Origin of the sequence: Halogeometricum limi (assembly GCF_900115785.1) — an archaeon.
Lineage (GTDB): Archaea > Halobacteriota > Halobacteria > Halobacteriales > Haloferacaceae > Halogeometricum > Halogeometricum limi.
On sequence record NZ_FOYS01000001.1, the window covers coordinates 710,440 to 728,152 of the forward strand.

19 protein-coding genes are annotated in these 17,713 nt (G+C 62.1%); 7 read left to right on the plus strand and 12 right to left on the minus strand.

Features of this window, described 5'->3' with window-relative positions; genetic code table 11:
- Positions 1–45 precede the first annotated feature (45 nt).
- The 7 genes from BM282_RS03735 to BM282_RS03765 all read right to left on the minus strand — a co-directional run bounded on the left by BM282_RS03735 (position 46) and on the right by BM282_RS03765 (position 7,179).
- Complete coding sequence (locus BM282_RS03735) at positions 46–555, minus strand: DUF7261 family protein (protein ID WP_245758286.1); 510 nt, start codon at positions 553–555, stop codon at positions 46–48.
- On the minus strand, positions 552–959 hold the full coding sequence (locus BM282_RS03740; protein ID WP_089876882.1) for a DUF7262 family protein: 408 nt from the start codon (positions 957–959) through the stop codon (positions 552–554). The genes BM282_RS03735 and BM282_RS03740 overlap by 4 nt, the downstream gene beginning before the upstream one ends.
- Complete coding sequence (locus BM282_RS03745) at positions 952–1,644, minus strand: DUF7263 family protein (RefSeq protein WP_089876883.1); 693 nt, start codon at positions 1,642–1,644, stop codon at positions 952–954. Before BM282_RS03745 ends, BM282_RS03740 begins: the two co-directional genes overlap by 8 nt.
- Entirely contained in the window at positions 1,641–2,180 is a 540-nt protein-coding gene (locus tag BM282_RS03750; RefSeq protein WP_245758287.1) for a DUF7266 family protein, read from the minus strand. Before BM282_RS03750 ends, BM282_RS03745 begins: the two co-directional genes overlap by 4 nt.
- Positions 2,177–2,938 carry a DUF7289 family protein gene (locus tag BM282_RS03755; protein WP_089876885.1) on the minus strand — a complete coding sequence of 254 codons (762 nt, stop codon included), beginning with the start codon at positions 2,936–2,938 and terminating at the stop codon, positions 2,177–2,179. The genes BM282_RS03750 and BM282_RS03755 overlap by 4 nt, the downstream gene beginning before the upstream one ends.
- Positions 2,935–4,845: a type II secretion system F family protein gene (locus BM282_RS03760; protein ID WP_089877375.1), complete on the minus strand. Its 1,911-nt coding sequence runs from the start codon at positions 4,843–4,845 to the stop codon at positions 2,935–2,937. The genes BM282_RS03755 and BM282_RS03760 overlap by 4 nt, the downstream gene beginning before the upstream one ends.
- Positions 4,846–4,935: 90 nt before the next feature.
- Positions 4,936–7,179, minus strand: coding sequence for a type II/IV secretion system ATPase subunit (locus BM282_RS03765; RefSeq protein ID WP_089876887.1), 2,244 nt, complete (start codon positions 7,177–7,179; stop codon positions 4,936–4,938).
- 327 nt (positions 7,180–7,506) lie between these two features.
- Between BM282_RS03765 and pdhA the strand changes: the two genes are divergently transcribed.
- The gene (gene pdhA, locus BM282_RS03770; protein WP_089876889.1) at positions 7,507–8,625 is read left to right on the plus strand and encodes a pyruvate dehydrogenase (acetyl-transferring) E1 component subunit alpha; all 1,119 of its coding nucleotides are present in this window, start codon (positions 7,507–7,509) and stop codon (positions 8,623–8,625) included.
- A 28-nt stretch (positions 8,626–8,653) separates the two neighbouring features.
- On the opposite strand, the gene BM282_RS03775 is transcribed toward pdhA, so the two are convergent.
- Entirely contained in the window at positions 8,654–9,058 is a 405-nt protein-coding gene (locus tag BM282_RS03775; RefSeq protein ID WP_175501347.1) for a DUF5518 domain-containing protein, read from the minus strand.
- A gap of 338 nt (positions 9,059–9,396) precedes the next feature.
- Here BM282_RS03775 and BM282_RS03780 point away from each other — a divergent pair, with 338 nt between their 5' ends.
- Entirely contained in the window at positions 9,397–10,371 is a 975-nt protein-coding gene (locus tag BM282_RS03780) for a calcium/sodium antiporter (RefSeq protein WP_089876893.1), read from the plus strand.
- Positions 10,372–10,433: 62 nt separating this feature from the next.
- Here the strand turns inward: BM282_RS03780 and BM282_RS03785 are convergent, their stop codons facing one another.
- From BM282_RS03785 to BM282_RS03800, 4 genes are all read right to left on the minus strand, one after another.
- Positions 10,434–10,994: a hypothetical protein gene (locus BM282_RS03785; protein ID WP_139229680.1), complete on the minus strand. Its 561-nt coding sequence runs from the start codon at positions 10,992–10,994 to the stop codon at positions 10,434–10,436.
- Positions 10,995–11,090: 96 nt separating this feature from the next.
- Positions 11,091–11,702, minus strand: coding sequence for a class I SAM-dependent methyltransferase (locus BM282_RS03790; protein WP_089876896.1), 612 nt, complete (start codon positions 11,700–11,702; stop codon positions 11,091–11,093).
- A 192-nt stretch (positions 11,703–11,894) separates the two neighbouring features.
- A complete protein-coding gene (locus tag BM282_RS03795) occupies positions 11,895–12,305 on the minus strand; it encodes a putative toxin-antitoxin system toxin component, PIN family (protein WP_089876898.1) in 411 nt (136 codons plus the stop codon).
- Positions 12,302–12,562 (minus strand): AbrB/MazE/SpoVT family DNA-binding domain-containing protein, encoded by a 261-nt coding sequence (locus BM282_RS03800; RefSeq protein ID WP_089876899.1) that lies wholly within the window; start codon positions 12,560–12,562, stop codon positions 12,302–12,304. Before BM282_RS03800 ends, BM282_RS03795 begins: the two co-directional genes overlap by 4 nt.
- 93 nt (positions 12,563–12,655) lie before the next feature.
- On the opposite strand from BM282_RS03800, the gene BM282_RS18100 reads away from it, so the two are divergent.
- The 5 genes from BM282_RS18100 (at position 12,656) to BM282_RS18115 (ending at position 17,401) form a co-directional block, all read left to right on the plus strand.
- A complete protein-coding gene (locus BM282_RS18100) occupies positions 12,656–13,435 on the plus strand; it encodes a hypothetical protein (RefSeq protein WP_139229681.1) in 780 nt (259 codons plus the stop codon).
- Between the two features lie 367 nt (positions 13,436–13,802).
- On the plus strand, positions 13,803–14,843 hold the full coding sequence (locus BM282_RS03805) for a hypothetical protein (protein ID WP_139229682.1): 1,041 nt from the start codon (positions 13,803–13,805) through the stop codon (positions 14,841–14,843).
- Complete coding sequence (locus tag BM282_RS18105; RefSeq protein WP_139229683.1) at positions 14,840–15,838, plus strand: hypothetical protein; 999 nt, start codon at positions 14,840–14,842, stop codon at positions 15,836–15,838. Before BM282_RS03805 ends, BM282_RS18105 begins: the two co-directional genes overlap by 4 nt.
- Positions 15,839–15,890: 52 nt before the next feature.
- The gene (locus BM282_RS18110) at positions 15,891–16,400 is read left to right on the plus strand and encodes a hypothetical protein (protein ID WP_139229684.1); all 510 of its coding nucleotides are present in this window, start codon (positions 15,891–15,893) and stop codon (positions 16,398–16,400) included.
- Positions 16,401–16,930: 530 nt separating this feature from the next.
- The gene (locus BM282_RS18115; protein WP_139229685.1) at positions 16,931–17,401 is read left to right on the plus strand and encodes a hypothetical protein; all 471 of its coding nucleotides are present in this window, start codon (positions 16,931–16,933) and stop codon (positions 17,399–17,401) included.
- Positions 17,402–17,713 lie beyond the last annotated feature (312 nt).

Sequence of the window (17,713 nt, forward strand, 5' to 3'; positions counted from 1 at the left end):
GATTACGGGCGAGTCGGCGACCGACCGTCGCCGTAGTCGTCGCCGTCACACCGCTCGCACGACGACTGTCGCGTTCGTCCGTTCGTCGGCGGCGACGACCCGGAGGTCGAACGCGGCGGCGACGACTGCCGTCTCGTTCCCGCGTTGCTGGACGACGACGCCGTCCTCGACGCGACACGGGCCGAACACGCGTCCACGACCGCCGGGGCAGTTCCGGGCGGCCCACCCGGCGGCTTCCGAACCGTTGTAGGTGACGCGGAGCGACCGGTCCGCGGCGAGGGTGGCGTTCTCCACTCGCGCGACGTCCGAGGCGAGTTCCGTCCGGACGGCCGACACCGCCCGTTCTCTGTCTCTCCACAGATACGCACCGTCCGTCTGCGCCGCGGCGTCGGTGAACGACGCCGAGAGCGCCCGCCTCGTGTCGTCGACGTCTGGTCCGGGTGCCTCGGCGCCGGCGTCGTAGCTGAGTTGCGCGTACGCGAGTGCCATCGGGACGAGGGCGATAGCGACGACGACGGCCGCGAGGAGGACCACCTGTCCTCTGTCTCGGTTCACACGTACCACACCCACAGCGTGACGGTACAGTCGTCCGTCGTCAGCGACGCTCGCCCCGTCGGGACGCCGGACGGTCGCGGCGTCCCCACGTCGCCGTGGACCGTCGTCAGCCGATACGACAGTGGTGTCGGGAGAACCGCGCCGAGTCTCCGGTCGATGGCATCCGCCTCGGTGTCGAACGCCGACGCGGACCGACACGCGACCGCGAGTCTGTTCGGTCCGCTCCCCTCCGGTGGCTCCGCGGCGAGCACCGAGAGCGCGTCTCCAGCGGTTCGGTCGAGCGTCGCCGTCTCCGCCGTCTCCACGGGAACGAGCGCGAACCCCAGCGAGACGGCGAGGACGAGGAATATTCCGACGGTCACTTCGACCATCGGCGTGGCGAGTTGCCCTCTGTCCTCAGCCATCGACGGTCACCTCCAACGGTTCGACCGTCGCGTTCGTGACCGTCCACCGGACGACGGCGCGTCCGTCGATACCGTCGTCCAGCGTGAACGAGAGTTGCGGCGGTTCGAGCCGCGTGGTCCGGAACTCGTACCTTCCGGTGAGACCGCTCCGGTCCCGAAGGACGATGCGGTCGTTCGTGCGGACGACGGTGAGCGTCGTACTTCCGTTGGTGGTGACGTCGAGTTCGACCGCAGACGTGCGGTTCGGGAGCGACACGCGCTGCCGAGCCGAGAGGTCGACCGTGACCGAGCGCTCCTCGTATCGTTCGACGCGGACGAGGCGGCGGACGGTCGGGCCGTCGGGGTCACCGCGTTCGAGGAGGACGTCGTCGCCCAACCGAACGCGGACGTCTCGGTCTCGGACACTCGGTGCGAGACGCTCCACGTCGGTGAGCGCCAGCGTACGAATCTCCGTCTCGCTGACGGCGTTCGCCCGCCGAGTGTGGTTCGCGTCGGCGGCGACCAATCGGTCCGCGACCGCCTCGGCGGCGTGGCGCGCGCCGGGGTCGGTGTCGGCGTCGGCGAGTGCGACGTTCGCGAGGACGACGCTCCCCGTCGCCACCGTCGTGAGGAGGACGAGCGCGGCGGCGAGGCCGAGGAGGTTCGCCTGCGCCCTGTCGACGCCCGCCCGAGGATTCGGCGTCACGACCGGCCTCCGTTCTGCAACTCGACCGAGAGACGGGACCCCTCGTCGCTGACGACCGCCCACGACTCGCTCGAACTCCGCCACGTTCCGCTCACGTCCACCGGACGTGTCGGGAGCGTCAGCGTCACCCGTCCGCCGATGCCGGCGTCGGGGTGGTCGAGCACCAGTGCGGTCGTTCCGTCGCTCGCGTTGGAGACGGCGCGAACTCGATACGGGTCGCCGCGGACGGTCGGCGGGAGCGAGACGGCGACTCGTCTGTCGAGACGACTCGTTCGTTCCGGAACCGCGCTTTCGACCCGTTCTGCCGCGCCGACGAGCGCCCGTTCTCCGACCTCGGCGGCGGCCGCCGTTCGGTAGTCGGGGACGATGCTCCCGTAGAACGAGGTGGTCAAGAGGGCGATGAACAGCACGACGATGCCGAGTTCGAGCGACTTGCCGACGACCGGCGAGAGGCCGCGGTCGGCGGTCGCTCGTCGCGTCCGTCGCGTCCGTCCTGTCCGCCCCGTCCGCCGCAAACGCCTCGCGTCGTCGCTCACGTCCCCACCTCCACGCGGAGTCGAAGGTCGTGCGAGACGAGGTGGACCGTCCGGACGCCCGCGTACTCGGCGACGACGCTCGGCGTTCCGTCGCCGTCGAAGTCCCGTCTGGACGTCGTCGCGTTCTGCTCCCGGAACCGTCGCTCCCACGCGCCGGGTGCCGCCGTCTCGACGGCCACGCGGTAGCGGTTCGGTTCGAGCGTCTGCCGGGCGTGCGTCGGTTCGGTCGAGAGTGTCACGGGAACGGTCGTCCCCCGCGCGGAGACGGCGTCGGTTCCGGAGGCGTTCAGTACCGGCACGCCGACGTACAGCGTCCCGTTTGCGGGGGCGACGCTCGGCGGGGCGTCGAGTCTGCTTCGCTCGCCCTCGCCGGTCGTCACCGCGCCCGCGACGGCCGCGACGCGTCGATTGTCCGACTCGTACACCAGGGCGCCGGCGTGCGACGACCAGACCACGCCGGAGTCGTTGAGGACGCGGACGCTCCGGTTTGCGACGCGGAGGGTTCCGCCGGTGAGACGGAGCGTCGACGTCGTCTCGGAGACCGTTCCGGTGTCGAGGACGTCGTCCAGTCCGTCGGCCACGCGGACCGTCGCGGCCGTCGACGCTCCCTCTTGGACGATGGTCCCCGCCGTGGCGGTGAGAACGCCGATGCCGACGACGGTGAGTCCGAGGAGGATGGCGACGCCGACGACGGCCGACTGCGCGCGGTCACGGTCGGGGGTTCGGCCTCGGTCGCTGCGACCGGTCGAACGGGTCATATCAACCCCACCCCCGCGAAGACGGCGTGGCAGACGGCGACCAAGAGCCCGGAGTGCAGGAGCGCCTCGTACCGGCCCCTGCTCGCGGTTCCGGCGAACCACCCCGAGGCGAGCATCGTCGCCTGCGTCGTCACGTAGATTCGGTAGCGGTCGCGTTCCAAGTCGACGGCTTGGGGGTCGATGGCGACGCCGGAGAGGTCCGACATCGACGACAGTTGCGCGAACCCGTCGAAGACGTGCCCGCCCGTGGCGACGGTGATTCCGACGACGAGGAGCGCCGTCGTCCACCCGACGGCGACGTACACGAGCATCCCCGAGCGAAGGGCGCGTTTCTCGTGGTAGAGGCGACCGACCTCCGACTGGAGCGTCTCGAACACGGTGCCGGTGTCGCTTCCGGCGTCCAGTGCGCCGATGACGAGGCCGATAGTCTGTTCGGCCATCGGCGTCCCGACGTGCCGGACGAAGCGGTCGAGTGCGGCGGTCCGAAGGTCCTCGTCCGTTCCGGTGTTCGGCGTCGTGAGGCGGAGGTTGAGCGCCAAGTCGGCGACGTCGCCGGAGAGCGGCCCCAAATCCACGTCGCGAGCGACGTGTTCGACGGCCTCGGGGAACGGCCGCCCGAGGCTGACGTGTCCGGAGACGGCGTGGACGAAGTCTTTCAGTTCGCGGTCTTTCGCGCCGTCGAGGCGGGCGCGGCGGACGGCCACCACGCCGACGGGAACGGCGTAGGCGACGTAGCCCGCGAGGACCACGTCGACGACGTTCGCGCCGACGAGAGCCGCGAGAAGGGCCGCGAGGACGCCCGCGGGGAGGAACCCGAGTGTCGCACTCGCCGGGTTCGTCGTCGCCGTCGCGAATGTGGTGAGCGTCGTCTCCGGGCGGTCGTAGGCGACCGTCTGGTCGGGTGGGCGGATGGTCGCAACCAGCGACGCCGCGCCGAGGCCGACGGCGAGGATGAACGCACCGCTGGCGTAGACGATGAGACCGCGGAGCGTCGTCGTCCCGACGGGCGTCGGAACCGGTGTCGACAGGCCGGGTGCGATGACGCTCATCACCGTGAGGATGATGACGAGCAGAGCGGGGAGGACGAGGAGGACGATGAATATCTCCGCGAGGAGTTCGAGAAAGCCCTCGGCGCGTCGGCGGGCGCGTTCCTGCTGGTGGCCGAGCATCCGACTCTCCATCTGGAGGTAGTTTCGCAGGGCGTCCGACCCCTGGTCTGCGTGCTCTCTGAACTTCAAGAGGAACGGCGCGAGCGTGTTCTGCGCGGGCGTGTCGCGGGCGACGCGTCGGAGGCCCTCGTTCACGTTGCCGGTCATCGCGGCGGTGTTGAGCGCCTTCCTGAGAGACACCGCCGTCTCGCCGTAGGCGTCGGTGTCGGCGACGCGACGGAGCATCTCCCGACGGCCGTCGCTTCCGGAGGCGAGGACGTGCAGGTACCGGACCGCGCCCGGTAACGTCCGGTCGATGTTCGCTTGTCGTGCGGCGGCGACCCACCGGAGGTACCGACCGCCGAGGACGATGACGGCCCGTTTGACGCCGATACCGGCGACTCCCGCGGCGACGACGCCGACGACCAGTCGCGGCACCGGCGGCACCGGGAGCGACTCCGCGAGGGGCACGACCGACTCCGCGAACGCGACCCACCCGTCTATCGTCGTCGTCGGGAGTGCGAGCACGACGAACGGGAGCGGAAGCGCGAGGGTGAACGCGGCCAGCCACGACGCGCCGTACACGCGGGCGAGGTAGAGGTCGAACCCCACTCTGAGGTCCGTTCCTCGGTACGCTCGCCGGGCGCGTTCGTGCCGTCTCGCGTCGGCGTGGCGAGCGAACAGCGCGTACAGCACGCGGTCGAGCGGCGAGAGCGAGTCGTCTCGGGCGGCCGTCGAACGCGAGACTGTTTCGGTCACCGCCGCACCCCTCTGTCGACTGCGAACGGCCGCGAACGCCGTCGAAGTCCGGGGACGAGACGACGGCGGTGCCGTCCGCTCCATCGCAGTTCACGCATCGTCTCTCTCCCGTTCGGCCATCTTCCGGCGGACGCGTTCGACCGTCGCCGCTTCGTCCGTCCGGAGGTCTGAGAGGAATCCGAACAGGGTGTCGAAGTTCGAGACGTCCTCGCGGACGAGATACTCGACGTAGCCCCGCTTTCGGAGGAACTCGGCTTCGACCGTCTCGACGTCTCTATCGGTCGCCGACGCGAGGCGGTGGAACACGCGGTGCGAGAGACGGTGGTGCTCGTCGCCGAGTTGCGGATGGTCGTGTGCGACCGAGAACGACCCGTCCGTCTCGCGCCACAGCACCGTGTTCCAGTAGAGCGTCTGTCCCCCCTTCTCGATGGACCCCTTCCGCGCCGTCGGCGGCAGGGCGTCGTAGCCCGCCTCGTCGACGAGTTCGACGACTTCGGCGACGTACCGCCGGCCGTCGACGCGGTGTGGGAACACCACAAGGTCGAGTTCGCGGAGGAGGTACGCGGGGAGGCCCTGTTCGACGACGCGGTTCACCAGCGTCTCCACGTCTTCGGCGTGGGTCGTCCCGATGACGCCGTGACCGGTGTTCAGCACTTCGGCGAACGTCTCGAACGACGCGGGCGTGTTCACCTCGGCGATGACCTCTACATCGGGGTTGAGGTAGTTCGCCTCGGTCATCAGGTCGGCCATCGAGACGCGCTTGAACTCGGACTCGTGGTCGCGCGTCGTCAACGAGATGCCCGTCTCGTGGGGGAGGCGGACCTCGCGGGAGCCTTCGTCGATGCTGACGGGGCGGTGGTCGTACGGGATGAACGGCATGTGCGCGTTCATCAGTGTCGTCTTCCCCACGCCCGTCGGCCCGGAGAAGAGCACGACGCGGTGGTGTTCGTACAGCATCCAGAGCAGCGCGACCAACTCGACCGGGAGTGCGTCGAGGCGGACGAGGTCGGTCGGAGTCATCGGGTCCGCGGACTGCTTGCGGATGGAGACGTGCGGACCGCCCTCTGAGATGACGGGCAGGGCGACGGCGCACCGAATCGTCTCCTCGACGCCCTCGGGCCGGAGGTTCACCTTCGCCGAGGGGCGAGAGGCGTTCAGTTCGACGCCGTCGGCGGCGGCCAACTGCGTGACGACGTTGACGAAACTCGTCTCGTCTTCGAACGCGAGGTTCGTCGGGACGCGCACGCCGCCGACGGCGTGGCCGTCCGTCGCTCCCGCACGCGGGATGACCTTCACCCGTTCGCCGACGCGGTTCGCCTCCACGTCCTCGAGGTTCGGGTCGCGGATGGGGACCGTGAGGACGCCCTCGCCCACGTAGTCGCGGAGCACGTAGTACACCAGGTCGTCCAGTCGGTCCTCGGCGAACCGCCTGTCGACCGGCGGGAGCGTGAGGCCGTACTCCGCGAGGGCGGTTCGGACGCGGTACCGGGTCGCTTCGACCCACGCGCGAGTGTTTCTGGCCGTCAGGCGACGCGAGAGAAACTGCCGGGCGCGTTCGTGGACGAACGTCCGCCGGTCGTCGACGACTTCCCCGGCGTTCGCCTCCCAGATTCGCTCTTTGCACTCGGCGATGAGTTCGTCGTCGCCCGGGAGGAGGTCGGGTTCGAGGACGGCGTACTTCGTCGTGAAGCGGTCGTCGCCGAGCAAGTGGTCGCGGTGCAGGACCACGTCGACGTCGAACCCGCAGAACGACACGGTGTAGTGACGGAGGCGTTCGCCCGCCACGCGGTCTGCGAACTGGGCGTCGGTCCGGTACGTTGTCGTCGCGGGCGCGTAGTTCTCCGTGTGGACGACGAGCGTTCCGGTTTCGTCTCCGTCGTCTCCGCTCACGTCGACCACGTCGATTCGGTCGTCGAGCGCCAACGGTGTCACCTCGCCGAGCAGGCGCAACTCGCAGAGCGCGTAGTACTCGATGCGCCGCCGCGCCGACGGCGACACGTCCAACAGGCGGTCGAACACTCGGCGGTACTTCGGCGGGACGCCCTCTGCGGCCCGTTCCGCGGTCCCTTCTCTCGTCAGTGGCCGCCGGCGGTTCACCGCCGAGAAGTGCGCTTCGACCGCCGCGAGCGCCGACTCCGATTCGGGTCCGAGGCCGGGTTCGCGGACGTCGTACCGGAACCCGACGCCGTCGTCGTCGCGGACGGTGGCGACGACGCCCGGGACGATTTCGTACTGCGCACGAACGTCAGGGGCGTACCACGCGTCTCCGTCGTCCGGCGGGAGTGGCGGCGGAACCGCCGTCGACTTCCCGGCTCCCGGCGTCGTCCTACTCATCGGTATCCACCGACGACACGTCACACGACATTGCGCGTGAGTTGCCCCGTTTTGTTTTATAAATATTGAGAATCAAGATACGCGATAGATTCTCTCGGAGCGTGTCGCTGTCTGCCGGTTTCGAGGCCCGTAACGGTCTGATTCCCGCTCGTAGTCTCCGAACAAAAATACTTCAGCTGAAACGTCCAGAACGGCTGACCCGAAGAGTATCGAAGTCGATAACCGGGCGACGGCGCTCGGATACAGGTCGAACGCATCTCAAAATTCAGTGCGAGGCACGGTCACACCCGACGTTTCATTGCCCTCGTTACCGAACGACGCACACTGATGGCTTCGACAGAGAGCGTGCTATCGCGGGAACCCGACGACCGACTACGAGTGCTCGACCCCGACGGCACCGTCGTCGAACCAGACCTCCTCCCGAACCTCGACGACGAGACGTTCGTGTCGATGTACCGCGACATGCGCTTCTGTCGGCGGTTCGACGAGCGGATGATTAGCCTCCAGCGACAGGGTCGGATGGGCACCTACTCGTCGCTCGCCGGGCAGGAAGGCTCGCAGATCGGGTCGATGTACGCGCTCTCGGACGAAGACGTCGTCTCCTACCAGTATCGCGAACACGGTGCCGTCGTCGCGCGCGAGTTCGCCTGGGAGTACCTCCGTTACTGGGCGGGCCACGAGGAGGGACAGGAGGCGCTCGCGGACCGGAACATCTTCCCGCTCAACATCACCATCGGCGACCATCTCCCGCACGTCGTCGGGATGGCGATGGCGACGAAACTCCGAGACGACTCGCGGGTCGTCGTGGCGCACTTCGGCGACGGGGCGACGTCGGAGGGCGACTTCCACGAGGCGCTCAACTTCGCCGGCGTGTACGACGTGCCGGCGCTGTTCGTCTGCAACAACAACCAGTGGGCGATTTCGACGCCGCGAGACCGGCAGACGGCGTCCGCGACCATCGCGCAGAAGGCGGTGGCCTACGGGTTCGACGGGGTGCAAGTGGACGGGATGGACCCGCTGGCGACGTACGTCGTGACGGAGGCGGCCCGAGAGCGCGCACACGACAGCGACGGCGACGACCCCCGTCCGACGCTCATCGAGGCGGTCCAGTACCGGTACGGCGCGCACACGACGGCCGACGACCCGTCGGCGTACCGCGACGAAGCGGAGGTCGACGAGTGGCGCGAGCAGGACCCCATCGACCGGTTCGAGGCGTTCCTCCGCGAGACGGGGCGACTCGACGACGACCGAGTGCAGGAAATTGACGCCGAGATTACGGAGACGCTCTCGGACGCGGTCGAGCGGATGGAGGCGGCCGAGGCGGACCCCGATTCGATGTTCGAGTACGCGTTCGCGACGCAGACGCCGGAGATTCGACGCCAGCACGAGCGGTTCGCCGCGTTGCGCGAGAGACGCGGCGACGACTCGTTCCTCAGAGACGAGTAGCGCGCCGTCGTGTCGCGGACGAGCGCGGCTACACTTCGCGCTCGATGTAAGCGCCGAGGACGCCGCCGAGGGTGCTCAGTGCGACCGAGTAGAACGTGATCACGAGAACGACTGCCACGACCCCGACCAAGAGACCGACGGCACCGCCTTCGGGTACGATGACGAAGAGCGCGAGCGCGACTCCCGCCAGAAGAGTGAACGGGATGGCCGCTAACACTCCCGAGACCGCTCCGATTCGTGCACCTGACCGGGTGTCACCGCCCTCGAGATAGCCGGCGACCCCGCCTCCGAGCAGTGGTGAGAAAGGGACGAACCCGAGGACGACGGCGACCGCCGCGCCGATGAGCGCGTTGAACAGCGTGTTCGGTGCCCGTTCGCTACCGTCCTCTGTGGCGGACACCGACGGGTCGCCGGTACCGATATCTGATGACATCGGCCGCAGCTTCTCTCGCCGTTCGTATAAGACCAGTGCCGCTATCTCCCCGTAGTACTCCGAAGAGTGGCTCAGATTCGTTCCTGCCCGCCGACTGCTCGTAAAGCCAGTTTGTCCGACTCTCGCCCGCGCGAGGCGTCCCTCTCGTCCAGTCGGGGCGACGTCGTGGGGACCTCAGTAGATACTCCGACGGGTTCGGAGGAGGCCGTTCTTCGGGTTCGGCTGGACGGGGAGATGGACGGAGCCGACAGCGTGCAGTCGGCCGCCGTCTCTGACTCGGAACTGTAACAGACCTGAATTTATAACGCCGGCCGCACACCAACCGGGCACAGAGTATCATGGTAAGCAGTGGAACCGCCGTCCAACTCGGTGTTCTCGTCGCGACAGTCGCGGGACTGTGGGTCGGTGCTCGTCTCCTCGTCGACAGCGTGGTTCGGTTGGCCCGTCGACTGGGCCTCTCGGAACTCACTATCGGCCTCACCATCGTCGCCGCCGGCACTTCCACGCCGGAACTGGTCGTCACCACCGACGCGGCACTGGCGGGATTGGGGGCGATCGCGGTCGGTAACGTCGTCGGGTCGAACATCTACAACCTCGCGTTCATCCTCGGCGTCGTCTCGCTGGTTCGCGTTATCCCGATCGAACGGTCGTTGGTCCACCGCGACGGTGTCGTCTTAGTTGCGAGTACGCTCGTCGGGGCGGCAGTGATGCTCGATCTGACGATTTCTCGGGTCGAAGGTGCCGTCCTCGTCGTCCTGTTCGTCGCCTACACCGGGTATCTGCTCCGAACCGGTGCCGGTCCCGACGATTCGGCTCCCGACACGCCGGGCATCTCGACGCAGTTGACCGAACGGGTGACGTTCCGCGGTCGCGACGCGGTACTGCTGGTCGTCGGCCTCGTCGTCGTCCTCGTCAGCGGCGACCTGATGGTCGGGGCGGCCTCGACGCTGGCGCGGGCGGCCGGGATTTCGGACTCCGTCATCGGCGCGACCATCGTCGCGGCGGGCACCTCAACGCCGGAGTTCGCCGTCTCGCTGGTGGCGATGCGGCAGGGACGAATCGGCGTCTCCGTCGGCAACGTCGTCGGAAGTAACGTGTTCAACATGCTCGGCATCTTGGGCATTGCGTCCGTCGTTCGGCCGCTCTCGTTCGGTGCCGTCGCCCTGGAGAGCGTCGCGTGGCTGACCGTCATCGTGGTGGTGATGGTCGCGGCGCTGTGGACGGGTCGGAAGCTCTCGCGACCGGAAGGAGCCCTGTTCGCCGCCTCGGAAGTCGGGCGGTGGGTGCTGGGGCTGTTGGGGCTACTCGGCTGAGGAGGTTCGACCGCGACGAGCGGCCGGGTGGAAGGCCGTCGAACAGTCCGGAGCGCCGACCGTCACTTCGGGACGCAGACGGTACCGTTGACCCTCGCGGTGAACGTCTGGTCCGCCGCGGCGTCTCCGTAGAAGAACAGGACTCCGCGCGCGTCCTCCCACCGTCCGGTTCCGCCGACCACACGTCCTCGGCTGGTGAACTCGCCGTCCGTCGTCAGGTCGGCGTCGAAGATACCCACGTCTTCGAGGGTCAACGTCCCCCGCTTCGTGGTTATCTCGAACGTCCCCGTGTAGGAGAGCGTCGTCGGCGGTACCGGACTCCCGGTCAGCCCGGCCGACGGCGCAAGCTGCGCTATCGAGAGCGCCGTCGAACCGTTGAACGGTCCCGCGCCGGTCAGCGTCCCCTCCGTCTCTATCCCCGACGGGAGTATCCGTCCCTCGATTCGACCGTCGGTGACGCTGAAACACCGTTCGTCCGGGGCGGCGTGAGCCGACGAACTGGCCGCGATTCCCAGCGCGCCGAGGCCGAAGAGGCCCAACGCGACTCGTCGCGACACTCCGTCGGCGTGGTCAACAGCGTCTCCGCGCGGTTCCGACCCTTCGTCTGGTACCCGTGTGCTCATCGGTGTTCCTCCGAGAACTATACCGCTCGTGATACGATAAAGTAGCACGTCCCTGACACGCCGGGGTCGACCGCCGGTCGACGTCCGAGACTCTGCTCACCGCGCCCGCGCCACCACCGCGTAGAACGGGTCCGTCTGCGGTCGGTCGCGGACGACGCGGACCGACTCGAACGCGCCCGTCGACGCGACGTACTCGGTCACCAATTCGGCGCGCTCGTCCATCGACGCCGCGCGCCACGCGCGAACCGCCTTCGTCGGAAACATCCGGTTCGTGAAACTGACCACGAGGACGCCGTCGTCCGCGAGGACGCGGGCGAACTCGCGGAACACCGCCGCGGGGTACTGGAGGTACTGGACCGACAGCGCACAGAGGACGGCGTCGAACGAGCCGTCCGAGAGGGGGAGCGACTGGTTCACGTTGAGGTCCTGGACGAACCACTCGTCCAGTCGGTCGTTGCGGTCGAGTTCGTCGGCGTTCAGTCCATGCCCGACGACGCCGTCGAACGCGGTGTCGGGAAGGTGCGACACCCAACTGCTCATCGCGTCGAACACGCGGTCGCCGGGTGATAGCTCCGACTCGTACAACGTCCTCAGACGGTCGAGGAATCCCTCGTCGGCGTGGGTGACGAACCGCGGCGAGTCGTAGAACGTCTCGTCCGGACGGCTGTCGAACTTCCGCCGGTCGAACTCCGAGAGTGGTTCCTCCATCGGTCCAGTAGTTGAGACTGCGGTTCTCAATGCATACGATAGGCTGGTCTGACTGTGACCCTCCGACTAAGGCGTGAATCAGCGTTCTGCGGTATGAATAGTTGAGACCGTGGTTCTCAATGCATACGCTCGGCTCGGTCTGCACCCATGTCTTATCCGGTGAGCCATCACATCCGAAACGGCGGAGAGTGGCTACTCGGTGAGCCGTTCGTAGAACGTGCGTGGCTCGACAATCGGGATACCTCTGAAAGAATCGAGATCTAAGAGATGCTTGTCTCCAGAGACAATGTAGTCGACATCACCCGCGATGGCCGCTTCCAGAAACTTGTCGTCGTCAGGATCGTCCTCGACTGCACGAACTTCCTCCTCGGGATCGACAAACTCGGCGAAATAGCGAATCGTCTCAACCTCCTTCTGAACCTCGTTCTCTTCTAAATGAAACCGCTCGGGATACTTGAGAAGCGTTCTCCGAAACTCGGTGAGCGTCTCGACGGAGACGACGATTTCGTACTCGCCCTCGAATCCCTTGACAACGATCTCGTGCGGAACGCCGGTCGAGAGAACGCTCGAAATGAGAACGTTCGTATCGAGTACGGCCCTCATTCCTCGGCACGAGCGTCGTGGACTAGCTGATCGATCTCGCCGATCGAGAGGTCGAGTTCATCTGACCTCTCTTCGACACGCTGCTGGAACTCCTGTACGGAGGGGAGTTCAAGCTTCTTCAGGACGAGGCCGTACTCTGTAGGGACGACCATTAGTTTCGTGCCCTTTTCGAGGCCGAACTGTTTGCGGAGGCGACTCGGAATCGTGATCTGTCCTTTCGAGGTAACCGTGGTCACCTCGGGTTCGTCCGTGCTCATTGGTGTTCTACGTAAGAATTCCTTACACAGTCTCTTCAATCCTCTGGTCATTGGGGATGAAAATGACGAGCATACAGGAGGAAATATCCCGTCTTGAAACCCCACACAGTAGCTAAAACCACGGCTTTCGATACATCAATCTGCTTGGAAACTGCTGTAACGTCGGTTCTTGACTCGAAGTACTCTATTCTGAAAACCACAAAATTCTCCGGTAGTTATATTATAGGAAATACTGAATTTTTTTTTTGGATGGAAAGATATTCCGACACGACTGCATCAACTCAGATGGGTCGCCGGTCAGTTCTGAGGCTCCTCGGGACGACTGGCCTCGCGATGGGTGCGGTCGGCGGGGGGAGTACAGCGCTGTCACAACCGGCTGCAGCCGCTACTGGACTAGATATCGACAACTTCGATGACTCGGATTTCAGTGAGTACACGTTTTACAGAGACGGAGTTGCCACGAGCACCTCGAATCCCACGTTCAGCGGTTCAGGCGCGCTCAAAATCGACGGCGTGGCCACTGATTGTGTGAGTCGGTCTGGGCTGGACGCGTATCCGAGTCGCGGAGATACGTTCTCAGTCAGAGTCCGGTGGACTGCTGGTGCGCACGCAGTGATTTTCGCATACGGTATCCAAACCTACGTCGAGTACGCTGACACCGAATACTACGACGTTACTATTCGCCCCGATTCAGACAAAGTAGTACTGAAAAAGACCACGCTCAACGGAACTTCGGCGATGGACAAAGAGTTCGGTGTATCTCTCTCACCAGATACGTGGTACAGGATCGAAGTGAAATGGGAGACGGACGGAACACACGGTTACTCTCTTCGACGAGTCCTCACAGCAGGTCACACAATTAGTCGGATCTGACTCGGAGTGGAGCGACGGGGGAGTCGGATTCTTCGGTCGAGAACACAACTCCGGAGCGACGGTTTACTTCGACGAAGCGGTCGTCGACTACGCTCCGAACGAGCCTGTTCGTACGCTGGGTGTCATCGACGACTTCGAAGACGGGACGCTCGACGAGTACACACAGTATCGCCAGGAGTCAGCCACGATTACCTCCAGTCCAACCGCCGCTGGCGCGGGTGCGCTCGAAATCGACGGGGCGAGCACCGACCTCGTAAGCCAGTCCGGCCTTCCACAGTATCCACAGGCCGGAGATACGTTCTCGGTTCGAGTGCGGTGGACACCGGGAGCGAACGCGGCAATCGTCGCCTATGGCCTTCAGACGTACGTGGAGTTCTCCGATCAGGAGTACTACTACGTCGTCATCAAGCCGGATGCGGATCAGATCGTCCTCAAGAAGAGAGACCTCTCGGGAACGTACGAACTCGAAAAGAACTTCGACATCGGATTGGTGGACGACGAGTGGTATCGACTAGTCATCGACTGGCGCGTCGATGGGGCGCATACTGTCACGCTGTTCGAGGAGGACGGAACCCAGATCACGCAGCTCTCTGCGAAGGATTCGACGTGGAGCGAGGGTGGAATCGGTCTGTTCGGGCGTGAAGCGAATACTGGTGCGACGGTCTACTTCGACGAGGTTCAAGGGAGTTCTCCGTTGGTGGGGAATTTCGAGGTCGGTGAGAACAGTTGGTTCACCACGGCGAACAACACGCTTACTCGATTAGACAACACGCCCGCAGCGATTACGAACGGGGCGACGGCAATCGAGGTGACGGTGAACGATGATCCTCAACCAGTACTCGAAAACGAGGTTCGGATTCAGAATGCCGATCTAGAGTCGTATCCGTACTTGTTAGCAGATGTCGTGCCAGTCGAAGTAGAGAACTCTGATTCTCCGGTTACGTTCAAATTCCGATATACTCACTACGCATCTGGTGGTGTGGAAGAATCAGAAGAACAGATCGTCGCGCAGGCTCTTGGAAAAACACTTGCGTGGGACCTGAGCAACCTCTCTGCCGAGAAATTGGCTGCTGCTGAAAGTCTCCAAATTGTTTGGTATCCAGAGGATCATCCGCCGTCGTCTGGTTTCACCTACAACGGAAGTGTACTTATCGACAATATACGACTTGTTGATGACTCGACACAGCTGACTCGGGCGAAAATCTCCCAAAAGCACAGAGACCTCATCCGAGCGCATGGACCGATGCTTGATCAAGAGATTCAATCACAGACAGACATGGTACAAACCGGCGTTTACAACTACTACGATGAGACGGAGGTGCCTTACCGAATCGAGTTACTCAGCAATGGCGACATTGAGGAGACGATTGATGGAGAAACGTTCTACTGGGAGGAGGACGGCCAATGAGCTTACAGAGTACTTACGACAACTACGAGAAGGTCAACTCTGTCACCTCTATTCTCGGATACAACGAGAATGGCACGCCGAGTAATAGTGCGATTCCGAACGTATTCGACGACTGGTTCCATGGCGATTTCAGAACGGCACGGCCACAAAGTTTGAGCAGCGCACTTGGAAAGAAATACCCAGATGAGTACAACGGTAAATCGTTCCCAAATTGGCGAATAAATTCTGCTATCGAAGTTGGATTCGACTCACCGAATGGTCGAAGCATTGCGAACAACGACTGGGCAGTCTCGTTCGGAAAAAGCAAACAGGCAAAGATCACCCTCGAGGGCGAAAAATTCAATCCATTCCGGGATGTCCCCGGATTGAATTTTGACGGATCTGAGAACGCACTTACATCTAATGTAAAAGGACCGTTCACTGCCAAAAAGAAAATTAGTATTCCCGATTCTGATGGGAATTCTGTTGATGGCATTCGTGCATCATCTATCTATGGCGGCAGTGATCGGTATCTTACAACGGCGAAGAAAAGAGGGTACACACTTAAGGAACTATTTGCTCTCACGCCGGGAGGAGCGATTATCGCGCCACTCGCGGACTCCGCATTTATGATCCATGTGACGACATTCTATACGTTCACGGACATCATTTATATGGCCGACGGTGCCAAAGTCGTCCGACTCTGGGATGCTAGTAAATATCCCGCTCATGACCTCTATGTCGATGAAACACGAGAGGATGGAAACCCATTCCGTGAAGGGATAGAATGGGTCAGACGAAACGGTAAGCACGCTGCATTTGAGGACTTTGCCTTCGAGGGAAACACAGTTGGGTTGACACCATTCGATAGAAGTGGATCTTTCTTATACCGACAGAAGATGTTCAAAGGCAAAGGAAGTCATCCAGTCGGCACGTTCACCGACAATGGGACCATATTTAGAGCATCCACGGTTGCAAATGCAAAGTCTCAACCCTTGTTCCCTTCCGGTATCTAGTTGAATCTCTTTACGCCAAAGAATTTATTTTGTTGCTTATTTTAATTGATGTGTGATAATGAGGACGATATTGAAGGTGTTACTAATCTCTTGTATTGTTTCTACTGCAGGCTGTATTTCTTTTGCTTCAGATACCCCATCAAAGCAGAATGAGCCAGTTGCTTTTTATGCGAATAATACTGCGTCCTCTCCATACACGTTTGAGGTCTTCGTTACTGATCACTCAACAAACGTGTCTGTAAGAGAGAGTGATGGGAAGTCGTATTCGGAGTCAGTAACTTTAGGCGGTGTCACTACTTCAAGACCAAGTGAAGGCCACCATTTCACAGAGGTACGCCCCGATTCCGGCCGACACCACGGCAACTTCACAGTAAATAGCGGAGAATCAGTAGAAAGTAACATTACTGACCTCCCCATTGGGGTTGTCATTCTCGTCGTTGTATACAACGATGAAAATCAGATTGTCCAGTACTCAAGTGCAACGTGCGATGATGAAAGTCTACTAGCCTTTGGACTTATCGCTTACTCTAATGGAATAGCTACAGAATCACTGTGCGATTAGCGTATCACGAAACCAGGTTGTTAATTAGAAAACGAGGAGGCACCGGTATAGTTAAGTTCTTAAGTTGATGTTCGATCGCTGAGCGACTGATGTGGTCCTGAACGTCATATGGATTGTAACCGGTGCTCTTGATGCATCTATACTCAGTTCATTTATGTATCTATCCAGCACACGCTCTCTACGTTGGAGATACTCGTAGAGACGCTCCACCCTTCCGTGAAGGAATTGAGTGGACGCGAGACGGAAAGAACTCTGCATTTGACAAGTTCGCTGTTGAATCTCAATATCCCGACCGAACACCATTCAGTACCTTCGCTCCGCTAAAGTACGCGAATGCATTTAAGTCGGGTAAAGGAGAGCATCCAGCAATGACGTATGTAAGTGAGGGTACGGCTCTCTCAGAATCTAACGTAAGAAACGCTTTCCCATCGCCTTTTGTCCCATCACTGATTTGAATAGGCATGAATTGTTTTTTATCGGAGTTGAATTCACGACATGTGTTAATTTGTATTGCAATTGTGTGTACAATCATGATTGCTGGATGTACAGCGAATCCATTCGATAGCTCATCAGGTCAGGAAGGTCCAGTTACTGTCATTGCAAACAATTCAGCAACAGCTACATACACATTCGAGATCTACGTGATTGAGTCGCCTCCGATTGATCCAGAGCTGTCAATAACAAGGCGGAACGGAATGAAGGATACATTATCAACGGACGGTGGACTGACTGTCACCGATCTTGCTGGTGACGATAGAAGTGTTGTGTCCGTTAAATTCCCACAAAATCAATCACGTCTCCACGAGCGGTATTCTGTTCCACCAACGGCAGAGAAGCTGACTAACATAACTGAATTCAAGAGTTATGACACGGTAGTAATCGTGATTCGAGATGATGAACGAATTCATACTATCGTGACCGCTGATTGCGACGATGACCTCGTTATTGTTGAGGGGTATATCGGACCTAATGGAGGGGCAGGGGGCTACAACTGCGAGTGACGATTATGGGGACATTGGAAATAACAATGCTCGGCCTTGTTGAAATCCTCAAACGATGATAGGTTTCAGCACCCGCGCTGAATAGAGGAGGAAGCGTCGATCACGTGACTTTCCGGCACTCGGTGTTACGTACAGAGGTGTACTCAGCAGGACTCAGTGATCGAAGTTCAACTTCACGGTTGAACAACTGTTAGAATGGGCTTGTGACCCTCCCAGTTGTTTCAGACGACGGCGACGAATAAGGGGATATAGACGAACAGGACAAGAACCCCAGGATATGCCTACTTGCCAACCAGGATGAGATACCGAGAT